This window comes from Piscinibacter gummiphilus (assembly GCF_002116905.1).
Taxonomy (GTDB): Bacteria; Pseudomonadota; Gammaproteobacteria; order Burkholderiales; family Burkholderiaceae_C; genus Rhizobacter; species Rhizobacter gummiphilus.
The window spans coordinates 2,621,907-2,637,634 of the sequence record NZ_CP015118.1; the positions used below are offsets into that span (position 1 = coordinate 2,621,907).

At 67.1% G+C, this 15,728-nt stretch carries 15 protein-coding genes; 14 read left to right on the forward strand and 1 reads right to left on the reverse strand.

Annotation, left to right across the window (positions count from 1 at the left end; genetic code table 11):
* Positions 1-7: 7 nt before the first annotated feature.
* Positions 8-994 carry a malate dehydrogenase gene (locus A4W93_RS11645; RefSeq protein ID WP_085750762.1) on the reverse strand — a complete coding sequence of 329 codons (987 nt, stop codon included), beginning with the start codon at positions 992-994 and terminating at the stop codon, positions 8-10.
* Positions 995-1,212: 218 nt separating this feature from the next.
* Between A4W93_RS11645 and A4W93_RS11650 the strand changes: the two genes are divergently transcribed.
* From A4W93_RS11650 to truA, 14 genes are all read left to right on the forward strand, one after another.
* Positions 1,213-1,974, forward strand: coding sequence for a GntR family transcriptional regulator (locus tag A4W93_RS11650; RefSeq protein WP_085750763.1), 762 nt, complete (start codon positions 1,213-1,215; stop codon positions 1,972-1,974).
* 159 nt (positions 1,975-2,133) lie between these two features.
* A complete protein-coding gene (gene sdhC / locus A4W93_RS11655; protein ID WP_085750764.1) occupies positions 2,134-2,550 on the forward strand; it encodes a succinate dehydrogenase, cytochrome b556 subunit in 417 nt (138 codons plus the stop codon).
* A 16-nt stretch (positions 2,551-2,566) separates the two neighbouring features.
* Positions 2,567-2,932, forward strand: a complete 366-nt coding sequence (gene sdhD / locus A4W93_RS11660) for a succinate dehydrogenase, hydrophobic membrane anchor protein (protein WP_085750765.1) — start codon at positions 2,567-2,569, stop codon at positions 2,930-2,932.
* A 71-nt stretch (positions 2,933-3,003) separates the two neighbouring features.
* On the forward strand, positions 3,004-4,728 hold the full coding sequence (gene sdhA, locus A4W93_RS11665; protein WP_407081714.1) for a succinate dehydrogenase flavoprotein subunit: 1,725 nt from the start codon (positions 3,004-3,006) through the stop codon (positions 4,726-4,728).
* Positions 4,729-4,765: 37 nt separating this feature from the next.
* Positions 4,766-5,470, forward strand: coding sequence for a succinate dehydrogenase iron-sulfur subunit (locus tag A4W93_RS11670; protein ID WP_085750767.1), 705 nt, complete (start codon positions 4,766-4,768; stop codon positions 5,468-5,470).
* 4 nt (positions 5,471-5,474) lie between these two features.
* Positions 5,475-5,753 carry an FAD assembly factor SdhE gene (locus A4W93_RS11675; RefSeq protein ID WP_085750768.1) on the forward strand — a complete coding sequence of 93 codons (279 nt, stop codon included), beginning with the start codon at positions 5,475-5,477 and terminating at the stop codon, positions 5,751-5,753.
* A 63-nt stretch (positions 5,754-5,816) separates the two neighbouring features.
* Complete coding sequence (locus A4W93_RS11680) at positions 5,817-7,127, forward strand: citrate synthase (RefSeq protein ID WP_085750769.1); 1,311 nt, start codon at positions 5,817-5,819, stop codon at positions 7,125-7,127.
* Between the two features lie 136 nt (positions 7,128-7,263).
* Positions 7,264-8,673: a 3-isopropylmalate dehydratase large subunit gene (leuC, locus tag A4W93_RS11685; protein ID WP_085750770.1), complete on the forward strand. Its 1,410-nt coding sequence runs from the start codon at positions 7,264-7,266 to the stop codon at positions 8,671-8,673.
* Positions 8,674-8,713: 40 nt separating this feature from the next.
* Positions 8,714-8,848: an entericidin A/B family lipoprotein gene (locus tag A4W93_RS11690; protein ID WP_085750771.1), complete on the forward strand. Its 135-nt coding sequence runs from the start codon at positions 8,714-8,716 to the stop codon at positions 8,846-8,848.
* 17 nt (positions 8,849-8,865) lie between these two features.
* On the forward strand, positions 8,866-9,510 hold the full coding sequence (leuD, locus tag A4W93_RS11695; protein WP_085750772.1) for a 3-isopropylmalate dehydratase small subunit: 645 nt from the start codon (positions 8,866-8,868) through the stop codon (positions 9,508-9,510).
* 61 nt (positions 9,511-9,571) lie between these two features.
* Positions 9,572-10,651 carry a 3-isopropylmalate dehydrogenase gene (gene leuB / locus A4W93_RS11700; protein ID WP_085750773.1) on the forward strand — a complete coding sequence of 360 codons (1,080 nt, stop codon included), beginning with the start codon at positions 9,572-9,574 and terminating at the stop codon, positions 10,649-10,651.
* Between the two features lie 65 nt (positions 10,652-10,716).
* A complete protein-coding gene (gene asd / locus A4W93_RS11705; protein ID WP_085750774.1) occupies positions 10,717-11,850 on the forward strand; it encodes an aspartate-semialdehyde dehydrogenase in 1,134 nt (377 codons plus the stop codon).
* A gap of 257 nt (positions 11,851-12,107) precedes the next feature.
* Positions 12,108-14,795, forward strand: a complete 2,688-nt coding sequence (locus tag A4W93_RS11710; protein WP_237357763.1) for a motility hub landmark protein FimV — start codon at positions 12,108-12,110, stop codon at positions 14,793-14,795.
* An 89-nt stretch (positions 14,796-14,884) separates the two neighbouring features.
* Positions 14,885-15,691 (forward strand): tRNA pseudouridine(38-40) synthase TruA, encoded by an 807-nt coding sequence (gene truA, locus A4W93_RS11715; protein WP_237357764.1) that lies wholly within the window; start codon positions 14,885-14,887, stop codon positions 15,689-15,691.
* Positions 15,692-15,728: the final 37 nt, after the last annotated feature.

Sequence of the window (15,728 nt, forward strand, 5' to 3'; positions counted from 1 at the left end):
AGAGCGATCAGAGGAGGTGCTTGACGCCGTCCTGCTCTTCGGTGAGTTCCTTGAGCGTCAGGTCGATGCGTTCCTGGCTGAAGGCGTCGATGGGCAGGCCTTCGACGATCTTGTACTTGCCGTTCTCGGTGGTGACCGGGAAGCCGAAGATCACGTCCTTCGGGATGCCGTATTCGCCGTTCGACGGGATGCCCATCGTGACCCACTTGCCGTTGGTGCCCAGGGCCCAGTCGCGCATGTGGTCGATGGCGGCGTTGGCGGCCGAGGCGGCCGAGCTCAGGCCGCGGGCGGCGATGATGGCGGCGCCGCGCTTGCCCACGGTGGGCAGGAACGTGTCACGGTTCCACACGTCGTCGTTGATCGCTTCCTTGACGTTCTTGCCGTCGATGGTGGCGAAGCGGTAGTCGGCGTACATCGTGGGCGAGTGGTTGCCCCAGACGGTCAGCTTCTCGATGCCGCCGACGGTGCCGCCGGTCTTGGCCGCGATCTGCGAGGCAGCGCGGTTGTGGTCGAGGCGCAGCATGGCGGTGAAGTTCTCGCGCGGCAGGTCCGGCGCGCTCTTCATCGCGATGTAGGCGTTGGTGTTGGCGGGGTTGCCGACCACGAGCACCTTCACGTTGCGCGAGGCGACCTTGTTCAGGGCCTTGCCCTGCACCGTGAAGATCTGGGCGTTGGCGCTCAGCAGGTCCTTGCGCTCCATGCCCGGGCCGCGGGGGCGGGCGCCCACGAGGATGGCGTAGTCGGTGTTCTTGAAGGCGGACTCGGCGTCGCTGTGGGCTTCGATGCCGGCCAGCAGCGGGAACGCGCAGTCTTCGAGTTCCATGATCACGCCCTTGAGCGCGTTCTGGGCCTTCTCGTCGGGGATTTCCAGCAGCTGCAGGATCACCGGCTGGTCCTTGCCCAGCATTTCGCCGGAGGCGATACGGAACAGCAGGGCGTAACCGATCTGACCGGCGGCACCGGTGACAGCAACGCGAACGGGTTTCTTGCTCATGGGGGGACTCCGCTTGGAAGTGGTGAGGATTCGACGGTGGCAGGCGTTGGCGCGGGCGGCGAGGGTGTCACCGGAGGCGGCAGCGCGTCGGGGGCCAGACCGGAAGTGTAGGCGAGTCTAGGGGCCAACCCGAAGTCCGTCAATGCTCTTATGTCTTATATAAGACAGGCGGTCGGGATTCATGGACGCGAGGAGGGGCTTGTGCTGCAATCCGCCCCATGGTTTCGTCCCCCGCCTCGTCCACCACCGACCCTGTGTCGGACGGACCGGCATTCAGCCCGCTGTACCAGCAGATCAAGACGCTGATCACGCGCAGCCTGCAGGCCGGCGAGTGGCGGCCGGGCGAACTGATCCCGAGCGAGGTCGAACTCGCCGCGCGCTACAAGGTGAGCCAGGGCACGGTGCGCAAGGCCATCGACGCGCTCGCCGACGAGAACCTCGTCGTGCGCCGCCAGGGCAAGGGCACCTTCGTCGCCACCCATTCCGAACAGAAGATCCAGTTCCGTTTCCTCCGGCTGATGTCCGACGACGGTGAAACGGGCAACGTGACCCGGCGCGTGATCGATTGCCGCAGGTTGCGCGCGCCGGCCGACGTGAGCCGCGCCCTCGAGCTGAAGGCGGGCGACCCCGTCGTCGAGGTGCGCCGCGTGATGCACTTCCGGGGCGTGCCCGTGGTGCTCGACGACATCTGGTTGCCGGGCAACCTCTTCAAGGGCCTCACGGGCGAGCGGCTCGCCGAGTACCGCGGGCCCATGTACGGCATGTTCGAGACCGAGTTCGGCGTGCGCATGATCCGCGCCGAGGAACAATTGAGGGCCGTGGCTGCCGACGCGACGGCCTCGGAACTTCTGCAGGTGGCGCAGGGTGCGCCGCTGCTGAGCGTGGAGCGCCTGTCGCGCACCTACGACGACAAGCCGGTCGAGCTGCGGCGCGGCCTTTACAACACCGAGGCGCACTACTACCGCAACGAACTGAGTTGAACAGCGTGTGGTGTTTGTGCGCGGATCGAGCCGCGGACTGACATTGCGCGAGCGCAACGTGCTGCGTTGCAATAAAATCCACAAGTTTCCTGTGGCTATGGTCGCGGGTCGAAGGGGCCATCCGGGTCCCGTCCTTCTTTGTCAGAGCAACGAGGTTTTATGTCAGACACCATCAAACAGCGACCGGGCACGATGCGTCTCGTCGACGCGACCCAGTACCGCCTGCCTCCGGCCGGCTGGGTCTCGATCCTGCACCGCGTGAGCGGGATCATCATGTTCGTGCTGTTGCCGTTCATCATCTGGCTGCTCGACAACAGCCTCAACTCCGACGTCACGTACCAGTACATCGCCGACGTGTTCGTGGGCGGCCTCGGCTTCGTGCCGGGCTGGTTCTTCAAGCTGGTGGTGCTCGCGCTGATCTGGGCCTACCTGCACCACTTCACCGCCGGCGTGCGCCACCTCTACATGGACGCCACCCACTCGGTGAGCAAGGAATTCGGCCGCAGCTCGGCCGTCGCCACGCTGGCCATCAGCCTGCTGCTGACGGCTGCCCTGGGCTTCAAGCTCTTCTTCTGATCCGGAACCTCCGAACATGACAACTCCGAACTACGGTTCCAAGCGCGTCGTCGTCGGCGCGCACTACGGCCTGCGCGACTGGCTTGCGCAGCGCGTCACCGCCGTGCTGATGGCGCTGTTCACCGTCGCGCTCATCGTGCAGATCCTCTTCGGCGCCGAGATGGGCTACGCCAAGTGGAGCGCCATCTTCTCGTCGCAGTGGATGAAGCTGCTGACGTTCGTCACCATCGTGGCCCTGCTGTACCACGTGTGGGTGGGCATGCGCGACGTGCTGATGGACTACGTCAAGGCCGTGGGCGTGAAGCTCGCGCTTCAGGTGGCCGTGATCGTTTGGCTGGTGGGTTGTGGCGGCTGGGCCGTCCAAGTGCTGTGGAGACTGTAAACGTGAGCGCAACTACTTCTGTGACCAAGCGCAAGTTCGACGTCGTGATCGTCGGGGCCGGCGGCTCCGGCATGCGGGCTTCGCTGCAGCTGGCCCAGGCCGGCCTGAACGTGGCCGTGCTGTCGAAGGTCTTCCCGACCCGCTCGCACACCGTCGCCGCCCAGGGTGGCATCGGCGCCTCGCTCGGCAACATGTCCGAGGACAACTGGCACTACCACTTCTTCGACACGGTGAAGGGTTCCGACTGGCTCGGCGACCAGGACGCCATCGAGTTCATGTGCCGTGAAGCCCCGAAGGTCGTGTACGAGCTCGAGCACTTCGGCATGCCGTTCGACCGCAACCCCGACGGCACCATCTACCAGCGCCCGTTCGGCGGCCACACCGCCAACTACGGCGAGAAGCCCGTGCAACGCGCCTGCGCCGCGGCCGACCGCACCGGTCACGCGATGCTGCACACGCTGTACCAGCAGAACGTCAAGGCCCGCACGAACTTCTTCGTCGAGTGGATGGCGCTCGACCTGATCCGTGACGACAGCGGCGACGTCGTCGGTGTCACCGCCCTCGAGATGGAAACGGGCGACGTGCACATCCTCGAAGCCAAGACCGTGCTGCTCGCCACCGGCGGGGCAGGGCGCATCTTCGCGGCCTCCACGAACGCGTTCATCAACACCGGCGACGGCCTCGGCATGGCCGCCCGCGCCGGCATCCCGCTGCAGGACATGGAGTTCTGGCAGTTCCACCCCACCGGCGTGGCCGGCGCGGGCGTGCTGCTGACCGAAGGCTGCCGCGGCGAAGGCGCCATCCTGCGCAACAGCAACGGCGAACGCTTCATGGAGCGCTACGCGCCCACGCTGAAGGACCTGGCCCCGCGCGACTTCGTGTCCCGCTGCATGGACCAGGAAATCAAGGAAGGCCGTGGCTGCGGTCCCAACAAGGACTACGTGGTCCTCGACATGACCCACCTGGGCGCCGAGACCATCATGAAGCGCCTGCCGTCCGTGTTCGAGATCGGCCACAACTTCGCGAACGTCGACATCACGAAGGAGCCGATCCCCGTGGTGCCCACCATCCACTACCAGATGGGCGGCATCCCGACGAACATCCACGGCCAGGTCGTGGTGCCGAAGGACGGCAAGAACGAGATCATCAACGGACTCTATGCCGTGGGCGAATGCGCCTGCGTGAGCGTGCACGGCGCGAACCGCCTGGGCACGAACTCGCTGCTCGACCTGCTGGTGTTCGGCCGTGCGGCCGGCAACCACATCGTCGACGCGAACCTGAAGGCCAAGGGCCACAAGGACCTGCCGGCCACCGCTGCCGACTTCACGCTGTCGCGCCTCGCGAAATACGAGTCGAGCACGTCGGGCGAATATGCCCAGGACGTGGCCAACGACATCCGCTCCACCATGCAGGCCCACGCCGCGGTGTTCCGCACCCAGGCCGTGATGGACGAGGGTGTGAAGCAGATCAAGGAAGTCGCCAAGCGCGTGAAGAACATCCACCTGGCCGACAAGTCCAAGGTGTTCAACACGGCCCGCATCGAGGCGCTGGAAGTCGAGAACCTCATCGAGGTGGCCCTGGCCACGATGATCTCGGCCGCCGCCCGCCACGAGAGCCGCGGTGCACACACCGTCGACGACTACGGCGACACGCCGGAGTTCCCGAACGGCCGCAACGACAAGGAATGGATGAAGCACACGCTGTGGTACTCGTCCGACCTGCGCCTCGAGTACAAGCCGGTGAACCTCACGCCGCTGACCACCGCGTCGATCCCGCCGAAGGTGCGTTCGTTCTGAACGGCCGGACCTCCCTTAGCGCACCAGGAAAGAAGTCATGACCAAGCGTGTATTCCAGATCTACCGCTACGACCCCGACACCGACACGAAGCCGCGCATGCAGACCATCGAGGTCGAGCTCGACGGCAGCGAGCGCATGCTGCTCGACGCCCTCGTGAAGCTCAAGCAGGTGGACCCGACGCTGTCGTTCCGCCGCTCGTGCCGCGAAGGCGTCTGCGGTTCGGACGCGATGAACATCAACGGCAAGAACGGCCTCGCGTGCCTCACGAACATGCGCACGCTCAAGGACCCGATCGTGCTGAAGCCGCTGCCGGGGCTGCCGGTCATCCGCGACCTGATCGTGGACATGACCCAGTTCTTCACGCAGTACAACTCGATCAAGCCGTACCTCGTGAACGACGTGCCGCCGCCCGAGAAGGAGCGTCTGCAGTCGCCCGAGGAGCGTGAAGAGCTCAACGGCCTGTACGAGTGCATCCTGTGCGCGAGCTGCTCCACGAGCTGCCCCAGCTTCTGGTGGAACCCCGACAAGTTCGTCGGCCCCGCCGGCCTGCTGCAGGCCTACCGTTTCATCGCCGACAGCCGAGACCAGGGCACGGCGGAACGCCTCGACAACCTCGAGGACCCGTACCGCCTGTTCCGGTGCCACACGATCATGAATTGCGTGGACGTCTGCCCGAAGGGCCTCAACCCCACCAAGGCCATTGGGAAGATCAAAGAGCTGATGGTGCGCCGCGCGGTTTAATCCCATGACCGAGCAACTGATCGATGCCCGGGCTCTCAGCAAGCTGAAGTGGCGCTGCCGCCGCGGCTTGCTGGAGAATGATCTGTTCGTCGAGCGCTTCTTCGTTCGCCACGAAGCCACCTTGACGGAGAATCAGGCCCAAGCCTTGCTCGCGTTGATGGACCTGTCCGACAACGACCTGCTCGATCTGTTGCTCGCCCGGAAGGAACCCGAGGGCGAATTGGCGACCGAAGAGGTGCTGACCGTTCTGCACCAGCTTCGGGCGCCCGCGCTGCCCCGCTGACGTCTGCCCAAGCAGCCGATGAAGAGTGTCTTTCCCGCAATTTTTCGTTTTTAAGGAATGCCCATGACCCCGTCTGACGTGAAAGCCACCCTGTCGTTCTCGGACGGCAGCCCCGCGATGGACCTGCCGGTTTACAAAGGCAGCGTCGGCCCCGATGTCATCGACATCCGCAAGCTGTACGCGCAGACCGGCAAGTTCACCTATGACCCCGGCTTCCTGTCCACGGCTTCGTGCCAGTCGGCCATCACGTACATCGATGGCGACAAGGGCGAACTGCTGTACCGCGGCTACCCCATCGAGCAGCTGGCCACCAACTGCGACTACCTCGAGACCTGCTACCTGCTGCTGAACGGCGAGCTGCCGAACGCGACGCAGAAGACCGAGTTCACCGGCCTCGTGACCAAGCACACGATGGTCAACGAGCAGATGCAGTTCTTCCTGCGCGGCTTCCGCCGCGACGCGCACCCGATGGCCGTCATGACGGGCCTGGTGGGCGGCCTGTCGGCCTTCTATCACGACAGCACGGACATCACGAACCCGGAGCACCGCGAGATCTCGGCCATCCGCCTGATCGCGAAGATGCCCACGCTGGTCGCCATGGCCTACAAGTACGGCATCGGCCAGCCGTACATCTACCCGAAGAACGACCTGTCGTACGCGGCGAACTTCACGCGCATGATGTTCGCCACGCCGTGCGAGGACTACACGCCGAACGACGTCGTCGTGCGCGCCCTCGACCGCATCTTCATCCTGCACGCCGACCACGAGCAGAACGCCTCGACCTCCACGGTCCGCCTGTGCGGCTCGTCGGGCACGAACCCGTTCGCGGCCATCGCCGCCGGCGTCGCCTGCCTGTGGGGCCCTGCCCACGGCGGTGCGAACGAAGCCGCGCTCAACATGCTGGAAGACATCCAGCGTTCGGGCGGCATCGAGAAGATCGGCGAGTTCATCAAGCAGGTGAAGGACAAGAACTCCGGCATCAAGCTGATGGGCTTCGGTCACCGTGTCTACAAGAACTACGACCCGCGCGCCAAGCTGATGCGCGAGACCTGCCACGAGGTGCTCAACGCCCTGGGCCTGCAGAACGACCCGCTGTTCAAGCTGGCCATGGCGCTCGAGAAGATCGCCCTGGAAGACGACTACTTCGTGTCGCGCAAGCTCTACCCGAACGTCGACTTCTACTCGGGCATCGTGCAGCGCGCCATCGGCATCCCGGTGAGCCTGTTCACGGCCATCTTCGCGCTCGCGCGCACGGTGGGCTGGATCGCCCAGCTCAACGAGATGATCGGCGACCCGGAGTACAAGATCGGCCGTCCCCGTCAGCTATTCAATGGCTCGGTCGCCCGCGACGTCAAACCGATCGCGCAACGCTGAACGCCGTTTCGGAGGCCGGTCCGAAAGGGCCGACCCCTCGAAATCGCAAAGAAACCCCGGCCTCGAGCCGGGGTTTTTGTTGCGAAACGCCTAAAATCAGCCTCTTCCCCTGCCAGAGCCACGGAAAACGCAAGCCATGGGCCGCACGCTGTACGACAAGATCTGGGACGAACACGTCGTCCACACCGAAGAGGACGGCACCGCCGTGCTCTACATCGACCGCCACCTGGTGCACGAAGTCACCAGCCCGCAGGCCTTCGAAGGCCTGGAGCAGGCGCACCGCAAGGTGTGGCGCCTGTCCGCCAACCTGGCGGTCAGCGACCACAACGTGCCCACCACCGACCGCTCGCACGGCATCGCCGACCCGGTCTCGCGCCTGCAGGTCGACACGCTCGACGCCAACTGCGACCGCCTGGGCATCACGCAGTTCAAGATGAACGACAAGCGCCAGGGCATCGTGCACGTCATCGGCCCGGAGCAAGGCGCCACGCTGCCCGGCATGACCGTGGTCTGCGGTGACTCGCACACGTCCACGCACGGCGCGTTCGGCGCGCTGGCGCACGGCATCGGCACCAGCGAGGTCGAGCACGTGCTCGCCACGCAGACGCTGCTCGCCCGCAAGGCGAAGAACATGCTCGTGAAGGTCGAGGGCCAGCTGCCCTTCGGCTGCGGCGCGAAGGACATCGTGCTCGCCATCATCGGCCGCATCGGCACCGCCGGCGGCACGGGCTACACCATCGAGTTCGCCGGCTCGGCCATCCGTGCGCTGAGCATGGAAGGCCGCATGACGGTCTGCAACATGGCCATCGAGGGCGGCGCCCGCGCGGGCCTGGTGGCCGTCGACGACACCACCATCCAGTACGTGCAGAACCGCCCGTTCTCGCCCACCGGTCCCGAACTGCAGCAGGCCATCACCTACTGGCGCACGCTGCATTCCGATGCCGACGCGAAGTTCGATGCGGTGGTCGAACTCGACGCCACGCAGATCCGCCCGCAGGTCACCTGGGGCACCTCGCCCGAGATGGTGCTTTCCATCGAGGACCGCGTGCCGGACCCCGATCGCGAGAAGGACGCGAACAAGCGCGGCGCCATGGAACGCGCGCTGACGTACATGAACCTCGAGCCGAACAAGCCCATCGCGGACATCCTGATCGACAAGGTGTTCATCGGCTCGTGCACCAACTCCCGCATCGAGGACATGCGCGAGGCCGCGGCCGTCGTTCGCCGCCTGGGCCGCAAGCTCGCGAAGAACGTGAAGCTGGCGCTCGTGGTGCCGGGGTCCGGGCTCGTGAAGGAGCAGGCCGAGCGCGAAGGCCTCGACAAGATCTTCACCGACGCGGGCTTCGAATGGCGCGAGCCGGGCTGTTCCATGTGCCTGGCCATGAACGCCGACCGGCTGGAGCCGGGTGAGCGCTGCGCGTCCACGTCCAACCGCAACTTCGAGGGGCGGCAGGGCGCGGGTGGCCGCACGCACCTGGTGAGCCCGGCCATGGCGGCCGCGGCCGCCATCGAAGGCCATTTCGTCGACGTGCGTCGGCTCGCCTGACACACTGAGGGCTCCACCACCTCCCCGAAAGGACGATCCCATGAAAAAGATCACTGCCATCCTGTTCGCCAGCGCCTGCCTCGTGCTCGTCGGTTGCAACACCGTCAGCGGCTTTGGCAGGGACGTTCAGAAGGCCGGGGAGAAGGTGGAGGAATCCGCCGACAAGAAGAAGTAAGCGTCACTTAGGACACCATGCAAGCTTTTCGCATCCACAAGGGCTTGGTCGCGCCGCTCGACCGTGAAAACGTCGACACCGACGCGATCATTCCCAAGCAGTTCCTGAAGTCCATCAAGCGCACGGGCTTCGGCCCGAACCTGTTCGACGAATGGCGCTACCTCGACCATGGCGAACCCGGCCAGGACCCCGCCACGCGCAAGGTGAACCCTGATTTCGTGCTGAACCAGCCGCGCTACAAAGGCGCGTCGGTGCTGCTCACGCGCCAGAACTTCGGCTGCGGCTCGTCGCGCGAGCACGCCCCGTGGGCGCTCGACCAGTACGGCTTCCGGGCCATCATCGCCCCGAGCTACGCCGACATCTTCTTCAACAACAGCTTCAAGAACGGCCTGCTGCCCATCGTGCTGCCCGAGCACGAGGTGGCGCGCCTGTTCGACGAGGTCAACGCGTTCGTGGGCTACGAGCTCACCGTCGACCTGGAGCGCCAGGTGGTCGTGAAGCCCGACGGCGGCGAGCTGCCGTTCCAGATCGAGGCGTTCCGCAAGTACTGCCTCGTCAACGGCTTCGACGACATCGGCCTCACGCTGCGCCATGCCGACAAGATCAAGGCGTTCGAGGCCGAGCGCCTGCTGACCAAACCGTGGCTCGCCCACACGCTGTGACCCCGGGCCCGGCCTTGAGCCTGCGCCGACCGTGTTGACTGTGAACTGAAGGAACAGATTCGTGAAGATTGCGATCCTGCCGGGCGACGGCATCGGAACCGAGATCATGGCCGAGGCCGTGAAGGTGCTGGGCTGCCTCGACCTGCGTTTCGAGATGGAAGAGGCCAAGGTGGGCGGTGCCGCCTACGAGGCCCACGGCCACCCGCTGCCGCCCGCCACGCTCGCGCTCGCGAAGGCGGCCGACGCCGTGCTGTTCGGCGCCGTGGGCGACTGGAAGTACGACAAGCTCGATCGCCCGCTGCGCCCCGAGCAGGCCATCCTCGGCCTGCGCAAGAACCTCGAGCTCTTCGCGAACTTCCGTCCGGCCATCTGCTACGAGGAACTCACGCATGCCTCGACGCTCAAGCCCGAGATCGTGGCCGGCCTCGACCTGCTGATCATCCGCGAGCTGACCGGTGACATCTACTTCGGCCAGCCGCGCGGCCGCCGCGCCTCGCCGGACGGCGCCTTCGCCGGCGCCGACGAAGCCTTCGACACCATGCGCTACTCGCGCCCGGAGATCGAGCGCATCGCCCACGTGGCCTTCCAGGCCGCCCGCAAGCGCAACAAGAAGGTGCTGAGCGTCGACAAGGCGAACGTGCTCGAGACCTTCCAGTTCTGGCGCGACGTGGTCACCGAGGTGCACGCCCAGTACCCCGACGTGGCGCTGGAGCACATGTACGTCGACAACGCGGCCATGCAGCTCGTGAAGGACCCGAAGCGTCTCGACGTGATCGTCACGGGCAACATGTTCGGTGACATCCTGAGCGACGAGGCCGCCATGCTGACGGGCTCCATCGGCATGCTGCCGTCGGCGTCGCTGAACGCGAAGAACCAGGGCCTGTACGAGCCGAGCCACGGCTCCGCGCCCGACATCGCCGGCAAGGGCGTGGCCAATCCGCTGGCCACCATCCTGTCGGCCGCGATGATGTTGCGCTTCAGCCTGAACCAGGAGGCCGCGGCCCAGCGCATCGAGGCCGCGGTGAAGGCGGTGCTGGCCCAGGGCCTGCGCACCGGCGACATCTACAGCGAAGGCACGCGCAAGGTGGGCACGCGCGAGATGGGCGATGCCGTGGTGGCGGCGCTCAAGGCCCAGGGTTAAATTCGGCCCTGCAGCCGCCGAAACAACGAAGGCTGCAACTTTTTTTCGACGACGGGACTTTCGACATGGCTACGAAATTGGTCGGCCTGGTGGGCTGGCGGGGTATGGTGGGTTCGGTCCTGATGGACCGCATGGCCCAGGAAAACGACTTCGCGCTGATCGAACCGGTGTTCTTCAGCACGAGCAACGTCGGTGGCAAGGCCCCGGCGTTCGCGAAGAATGAGACCACGCTGAAGGACGGCTACGACATCGAGGCGCTCAAGCGCTGCGAGATCATCATCACGGCGCAGGGCGGCGACTACACCACCGAGGTGTTCCCGAAGCTGCGCGCCGCGGGTTGGAACGGCCACTGGATCGACGCGGCCTCGACGCTGCGCATGAAGGACGACGCCGTCATCATCCTCGACCCGGTCAACATGCCGGTCATCAAGAAGTCGCTCGCCAACGGCGGCCGCAACTGGATCGGCGGCAACTGCACGGTCAGCTGCATGCTGATGGGCGTGGGCGCGCTCTACAAGGCCGGCCTCGTCGAGTGGATGGCCACGCAGACGTACCAGGCCGCGTCCGGCGGCGGTGCCCAGCACATGCGCGAGCTGCTCACGCAGTTCGGCACGCTGAACGGCACCGTCAAGTCCCTGCTCGACGACCCGAAGAGCGCCATCCTGGAAATCGACCGCCAGGTGATCGGCAAGCAGCGCAGCCTCTCCGAGGCCGAGACCGCCAACTTCGGCGTGCCGCTGGGCGGCAGCCTCATCCCCTGGATCGACAAGGATCTGGGCAACGGCATGAGCAAGGAAGAGTGGAAGGGCGGCGCCGAGACGAACAAGATCCTGGGGCAGGGCGAAGGCTTCGGCACCCCGGCCACCCCGGTGGACGGCTTTTGCGTGCGCGTGGGCGCGATGCGCTGCCACAGCCAGGCGCTGATGTTCAAGCTCAAGAAGGACGTGCCGCTGGCCGACATCGAGTCGTTGATCGCGAACGACAACGAGTGGGTCAAGTTCGTGCCCAACACCCGCGAAGCCACGATCCGCGACCTGACCCCGGTGGCGGTGACCGGCACCATGACGATCCCGGTGGGGCGTGTGCGCAAGCTGGCGATGGGCCCGGAATACCTGGGCGCGTTCACCATCGGCGACCAGCTGCTGTGGGGTGCGGCCGAGCCGCTGCGCCGCATGCTGCGCATCCTGCTGGACGCCTGAAACGGGCGGTGAAGGGGTGACCTCGTTGTGGGGTCACAACAAGCTCATGCAGAAGAACCCGCACTAATCCCAGGTTGGCGCGGGTTAGGCTGAACGTCAGCCATTGCATGAGCTTGTGTTCCTATGTGGTTGATGTTATTGTATTTTCCAGTGTATAGCCCTGGGAATCGCATGGCTGACCCCCTGGAAGCGAAGACAACAATTCCGAAAGCAGTGGGGCTCGCTCGGTTCCACCCCCCGTCCAATTGGGAGACGCCTTGAAAATCAACTCGCTGTTTGCAGGGCGCTTCGCTCTGACCGGGGTGGCCCTGGCCACCATGCTGCTGGCCTCCGTCGACGCCATGGCCCTCGGCCTCGGCCGTCTCAACGTCCAGTCCGGCCTGGGTGAAACCCTGCGCGCCGAGATCGACGTCACGAGCCTCACGGCCGACGAGGCGTCGAACCTGCAGGTCAAGGTGGCCTCGCCCGAGGCGTACCGCGCCGCGGGGGTCGACTACAACGGCGTCCTCACCGGCACGCGCGTCACGCTGGAGCGCCGCGCCGACGGCCGCCCGTACCTGCGCGTCAACAGCGACCGCTCGGTGCAGGAACCCTTCGTCGACGTGATCCTCGAGATCTCCTGGTCCACGGGCCGCCTGGTGCGCGAGTACACCATGCTGTTCGACCCGCCGACGTCGCGTGCCGCTGCCACGCCGGCCCCGGCGCCTTCCACGTCGCCGGCGATCACGCCCGCCCGTCCCGACACCGCCGCCGCCCCGCGCGCCGAGCGCCGTCCGGCCACGCCGCGTGCGCCGGCCGCCGAAGCGTCCGAGCCGCGCCGCGCGGCCCCGTCGCCCACGTCGTCCCCGGCTCCCGCGCCGCGCGCCCCGTCGGTCGACTCGGCTTCGGGTGACGAGTACACCGTGCGCCCGGGCGACACGCTGTCGCGCATCGCCAACCGCACGCAGCGCCAGGGCGTTTCGCTCGACCAGATGCTGGTGTCGCTGTTCCAGGCGAATCCCGATGCCTTCGCTGGCAACAACATGAACCGGCTGAAGTCCGGCGCCGTGCTGGCCGTGCCGTCCGCCGATGCCGTCCGCGCCGTCACGCCGGCCGAAGCCCGTTCGCTGATCCAGGCGCAGAGCGCCGACTTCGGTGCCTACCGCCAGCGCCTGGCCGGTGGTGTGCGCGAAACCAAGGTCGACGGTTCGTCCCGCCAGGCCAGCGGCCAGGTCAAGGCCGAGGTCGACGACCGCAAGCAGGCCGCAGCCCCCGCACCCGACAAGCTCGTCCTGAGCAAGGGCGCCAGCGCCAAGGCGTCCGCGCCGGAATCGCGCCTCTCGAAGGAACGCGAGCAGAAGGAAGCCGCCGCCCGCGTGGCCGAACTCGCCAAGAACGTCGAGGACCTGAAGAAGCTGTCCGGCGCCCAGCAGGGTGGCAAGGCCGGTGCGCCGGCCGCTGCCGCCAGCAAGCCGGGTGTCGCCGTGCAGACGCCCACCGCCACGCCCACGGTGCCCACCCCCGCGCCGAAGCCGGCTGCGGCCCCCGCACCGGCGCCCACGCCCGCTCCGGCCCCCGTGCCGGCTCCGGCTCCCGCACCGGTCCCCGCGCCAGCCCCCGAACCGGCTCCCGCGCCGGCCTCGGCTGCCGTCGTGGCGCCCGAGCCCGCTTCCGTGCCGGTCGCTGCCGCGGCTTCGGAGCCGGAAGCCGTGGCCAGCGCACCGGTGGCCGCGCCCCCGGCCTCGGCCGCTGCCCCGCGCCGTCCGGTGCCTGCACCGGCCCCGGTCGAAGAGCCGTCCATCTTCGAAGACAACCCGCTGGTGCTCGCCCTTGGCGCGCTGCTGGTGATCCTGCTGGCCGGCTACGGCATCTACACCGTCCGCAACCGCAAGAAGAAGGACAGCGGCGAAACGTCGTTCCTCGAGAGCCGCCTGCAGCCCGACTCGTTCTTCGGCGCCAGCGGCGGCCAGCGCATCGACACCCGTGACGCCAGCGGCGCCTCGTCGTCGATGAGCTACTCGCTCAGCCAGCTCGACGCCATCGGCGACGTGGATCCGGTCGCCGAGGCCGACGTGTACCTCGCCTACGGCCGCGACCTGCAGGCCGAGGAAATCCTCAAGGAAGCCATGCGCGCCAGCCCGGAGCGCCTGGCCATCCGCACCAAGCTGCTCGAGGTCTACGCCAAGCGCCGTGACACGAAGGGCTTCGAACTGCTGGCCACGCAGCTGTACGGCCTGACGGGCGGGCAGGGCGAGGACTGGGCCAAGGCCCAGGAGCTCGGCCTCCAGATCGAACCCGAGAACCCGCTGTACCAGCCGGGTGGCGTGCCCGCGCAGGTCGAGGGTGATGGCCGTCCGTCGGCCGAACTGCTCGGCGCGAGCACCATGCCGCAGTCGGTCCTGCCGTCGCCGTCCGAGTTTGGCGCCAGCACCGGTTCGTCGAGCGGTTTCGACAGCACCGGTTCGGGTGTCGACCTCGACCTCGACCTGGGCTTCGACGACTCCCCGCAAGCCGCCGAGCCGCCCCCGGCCCGCCTGACCGAGCAGACGCAGCCGTTCCCGGCCGCCTCGCAGGACGACCTGGGTGGCATGCGCTTCGACCTCGACGAGCCCACGCTGCCGGCCACGCCGGCGCAGCCGGTGGCCAAGCCGCCGGTGTCCAACTCGGGCTCGATGGAGTTCGACCTGTCGTCGATCTCCCTCGACCTGGGCTCGCCGAACGACGAACTCACCCAGCCGGCCACGCCGGTGAAGGGCGCGCCGCCGGCGGCCGACTTCGCCGACATCGACCTGGGCGAAGCCGCCGGCGAAGATGGCGACCCGATCGCCCGCAAGCTGGAGCTGGCCGAAGAGTTCCGCCAGATCGGCGACATGGAAGGCGCACGCGACCTGCTGCAGGAAGTGGTGGCCAAGGCCACCGGCTCCGTGAAGCTGCGTGCCCAGGCCATGCTGGACGAACTGGGCTGATTGCAGTCCGTCCCGATGCGGCCGGTTCGGGGTTCCCGGCCGGCCGTTCTCATTGAGGTCCCTGCGTGAATTCCGAGGCCGAAGCATCCGTGGCCGAGAGGGCGAAGGGCCCGAGGCTCGCGCTGGGCATCGCCTACCGCGGCCAGGCCTACAGCGGCTGGCAACGCCAGCCCGTCGAACCCACCGTGCAGGGCCGGCTCGAGTCGGCGCTGTCCGAGTTCGCTGCCCAGCCTGTCGACACGATGTGTGCCGGCCGCACCGACACCGGGGTGCACGGGCTCAACCAGGTCGTGCACATCGACCCGCCGGTGGTCCGTGAACTCAACTCCTGGGTGCGGGGCACCAACCGCTACCTGCCCCCCGACATCGCCGTGCTGTGGTGCCGCGAGGTGGGCCCCGAGTTCCACGCCCGCTACAGCGCCCTCGGGCGGCGCTACACCTACGTGCTGCTGGAGTCGCCGGTGCGACCGGCCATCGAGGTGGGGTCCGCCGGCTGGGTGTTCACGCCGCTCGACGGCGACCGCATGCGCGAGGCCACGTGCGTCCTCATCGGCGAACACGACTTCAGCGCCTTCCGCTCGTCCGAGTGCCAGGCCAATTCGCCGGTGCGCCGACTGAACGCCATCGAGATCCGCCGCTGCGGGGCGTACTGGCGCTTCGACTTCGACGGCAACGCCTTCCTGCACCACATGATCCGCAATATCATGGGCTGCCTGATCGCCGTGGGTGCCGGACGGCGACCGCCGTCCTGGATGGCGGAGGTGCTGGCCGCTCGCTTGCGTCTGCATGCCGCGCCCACGTTTTCCCCGGCGGGGCTGTACTTCGCCGGTCCGTACTACGATCCCGCCCTGGACCTGCCGACCCATACCGCGGCGATGGACTGGCTGCCCCGCTGATTTCCGAGCCGCCCACGCTCACGATCGATGGTTTTCT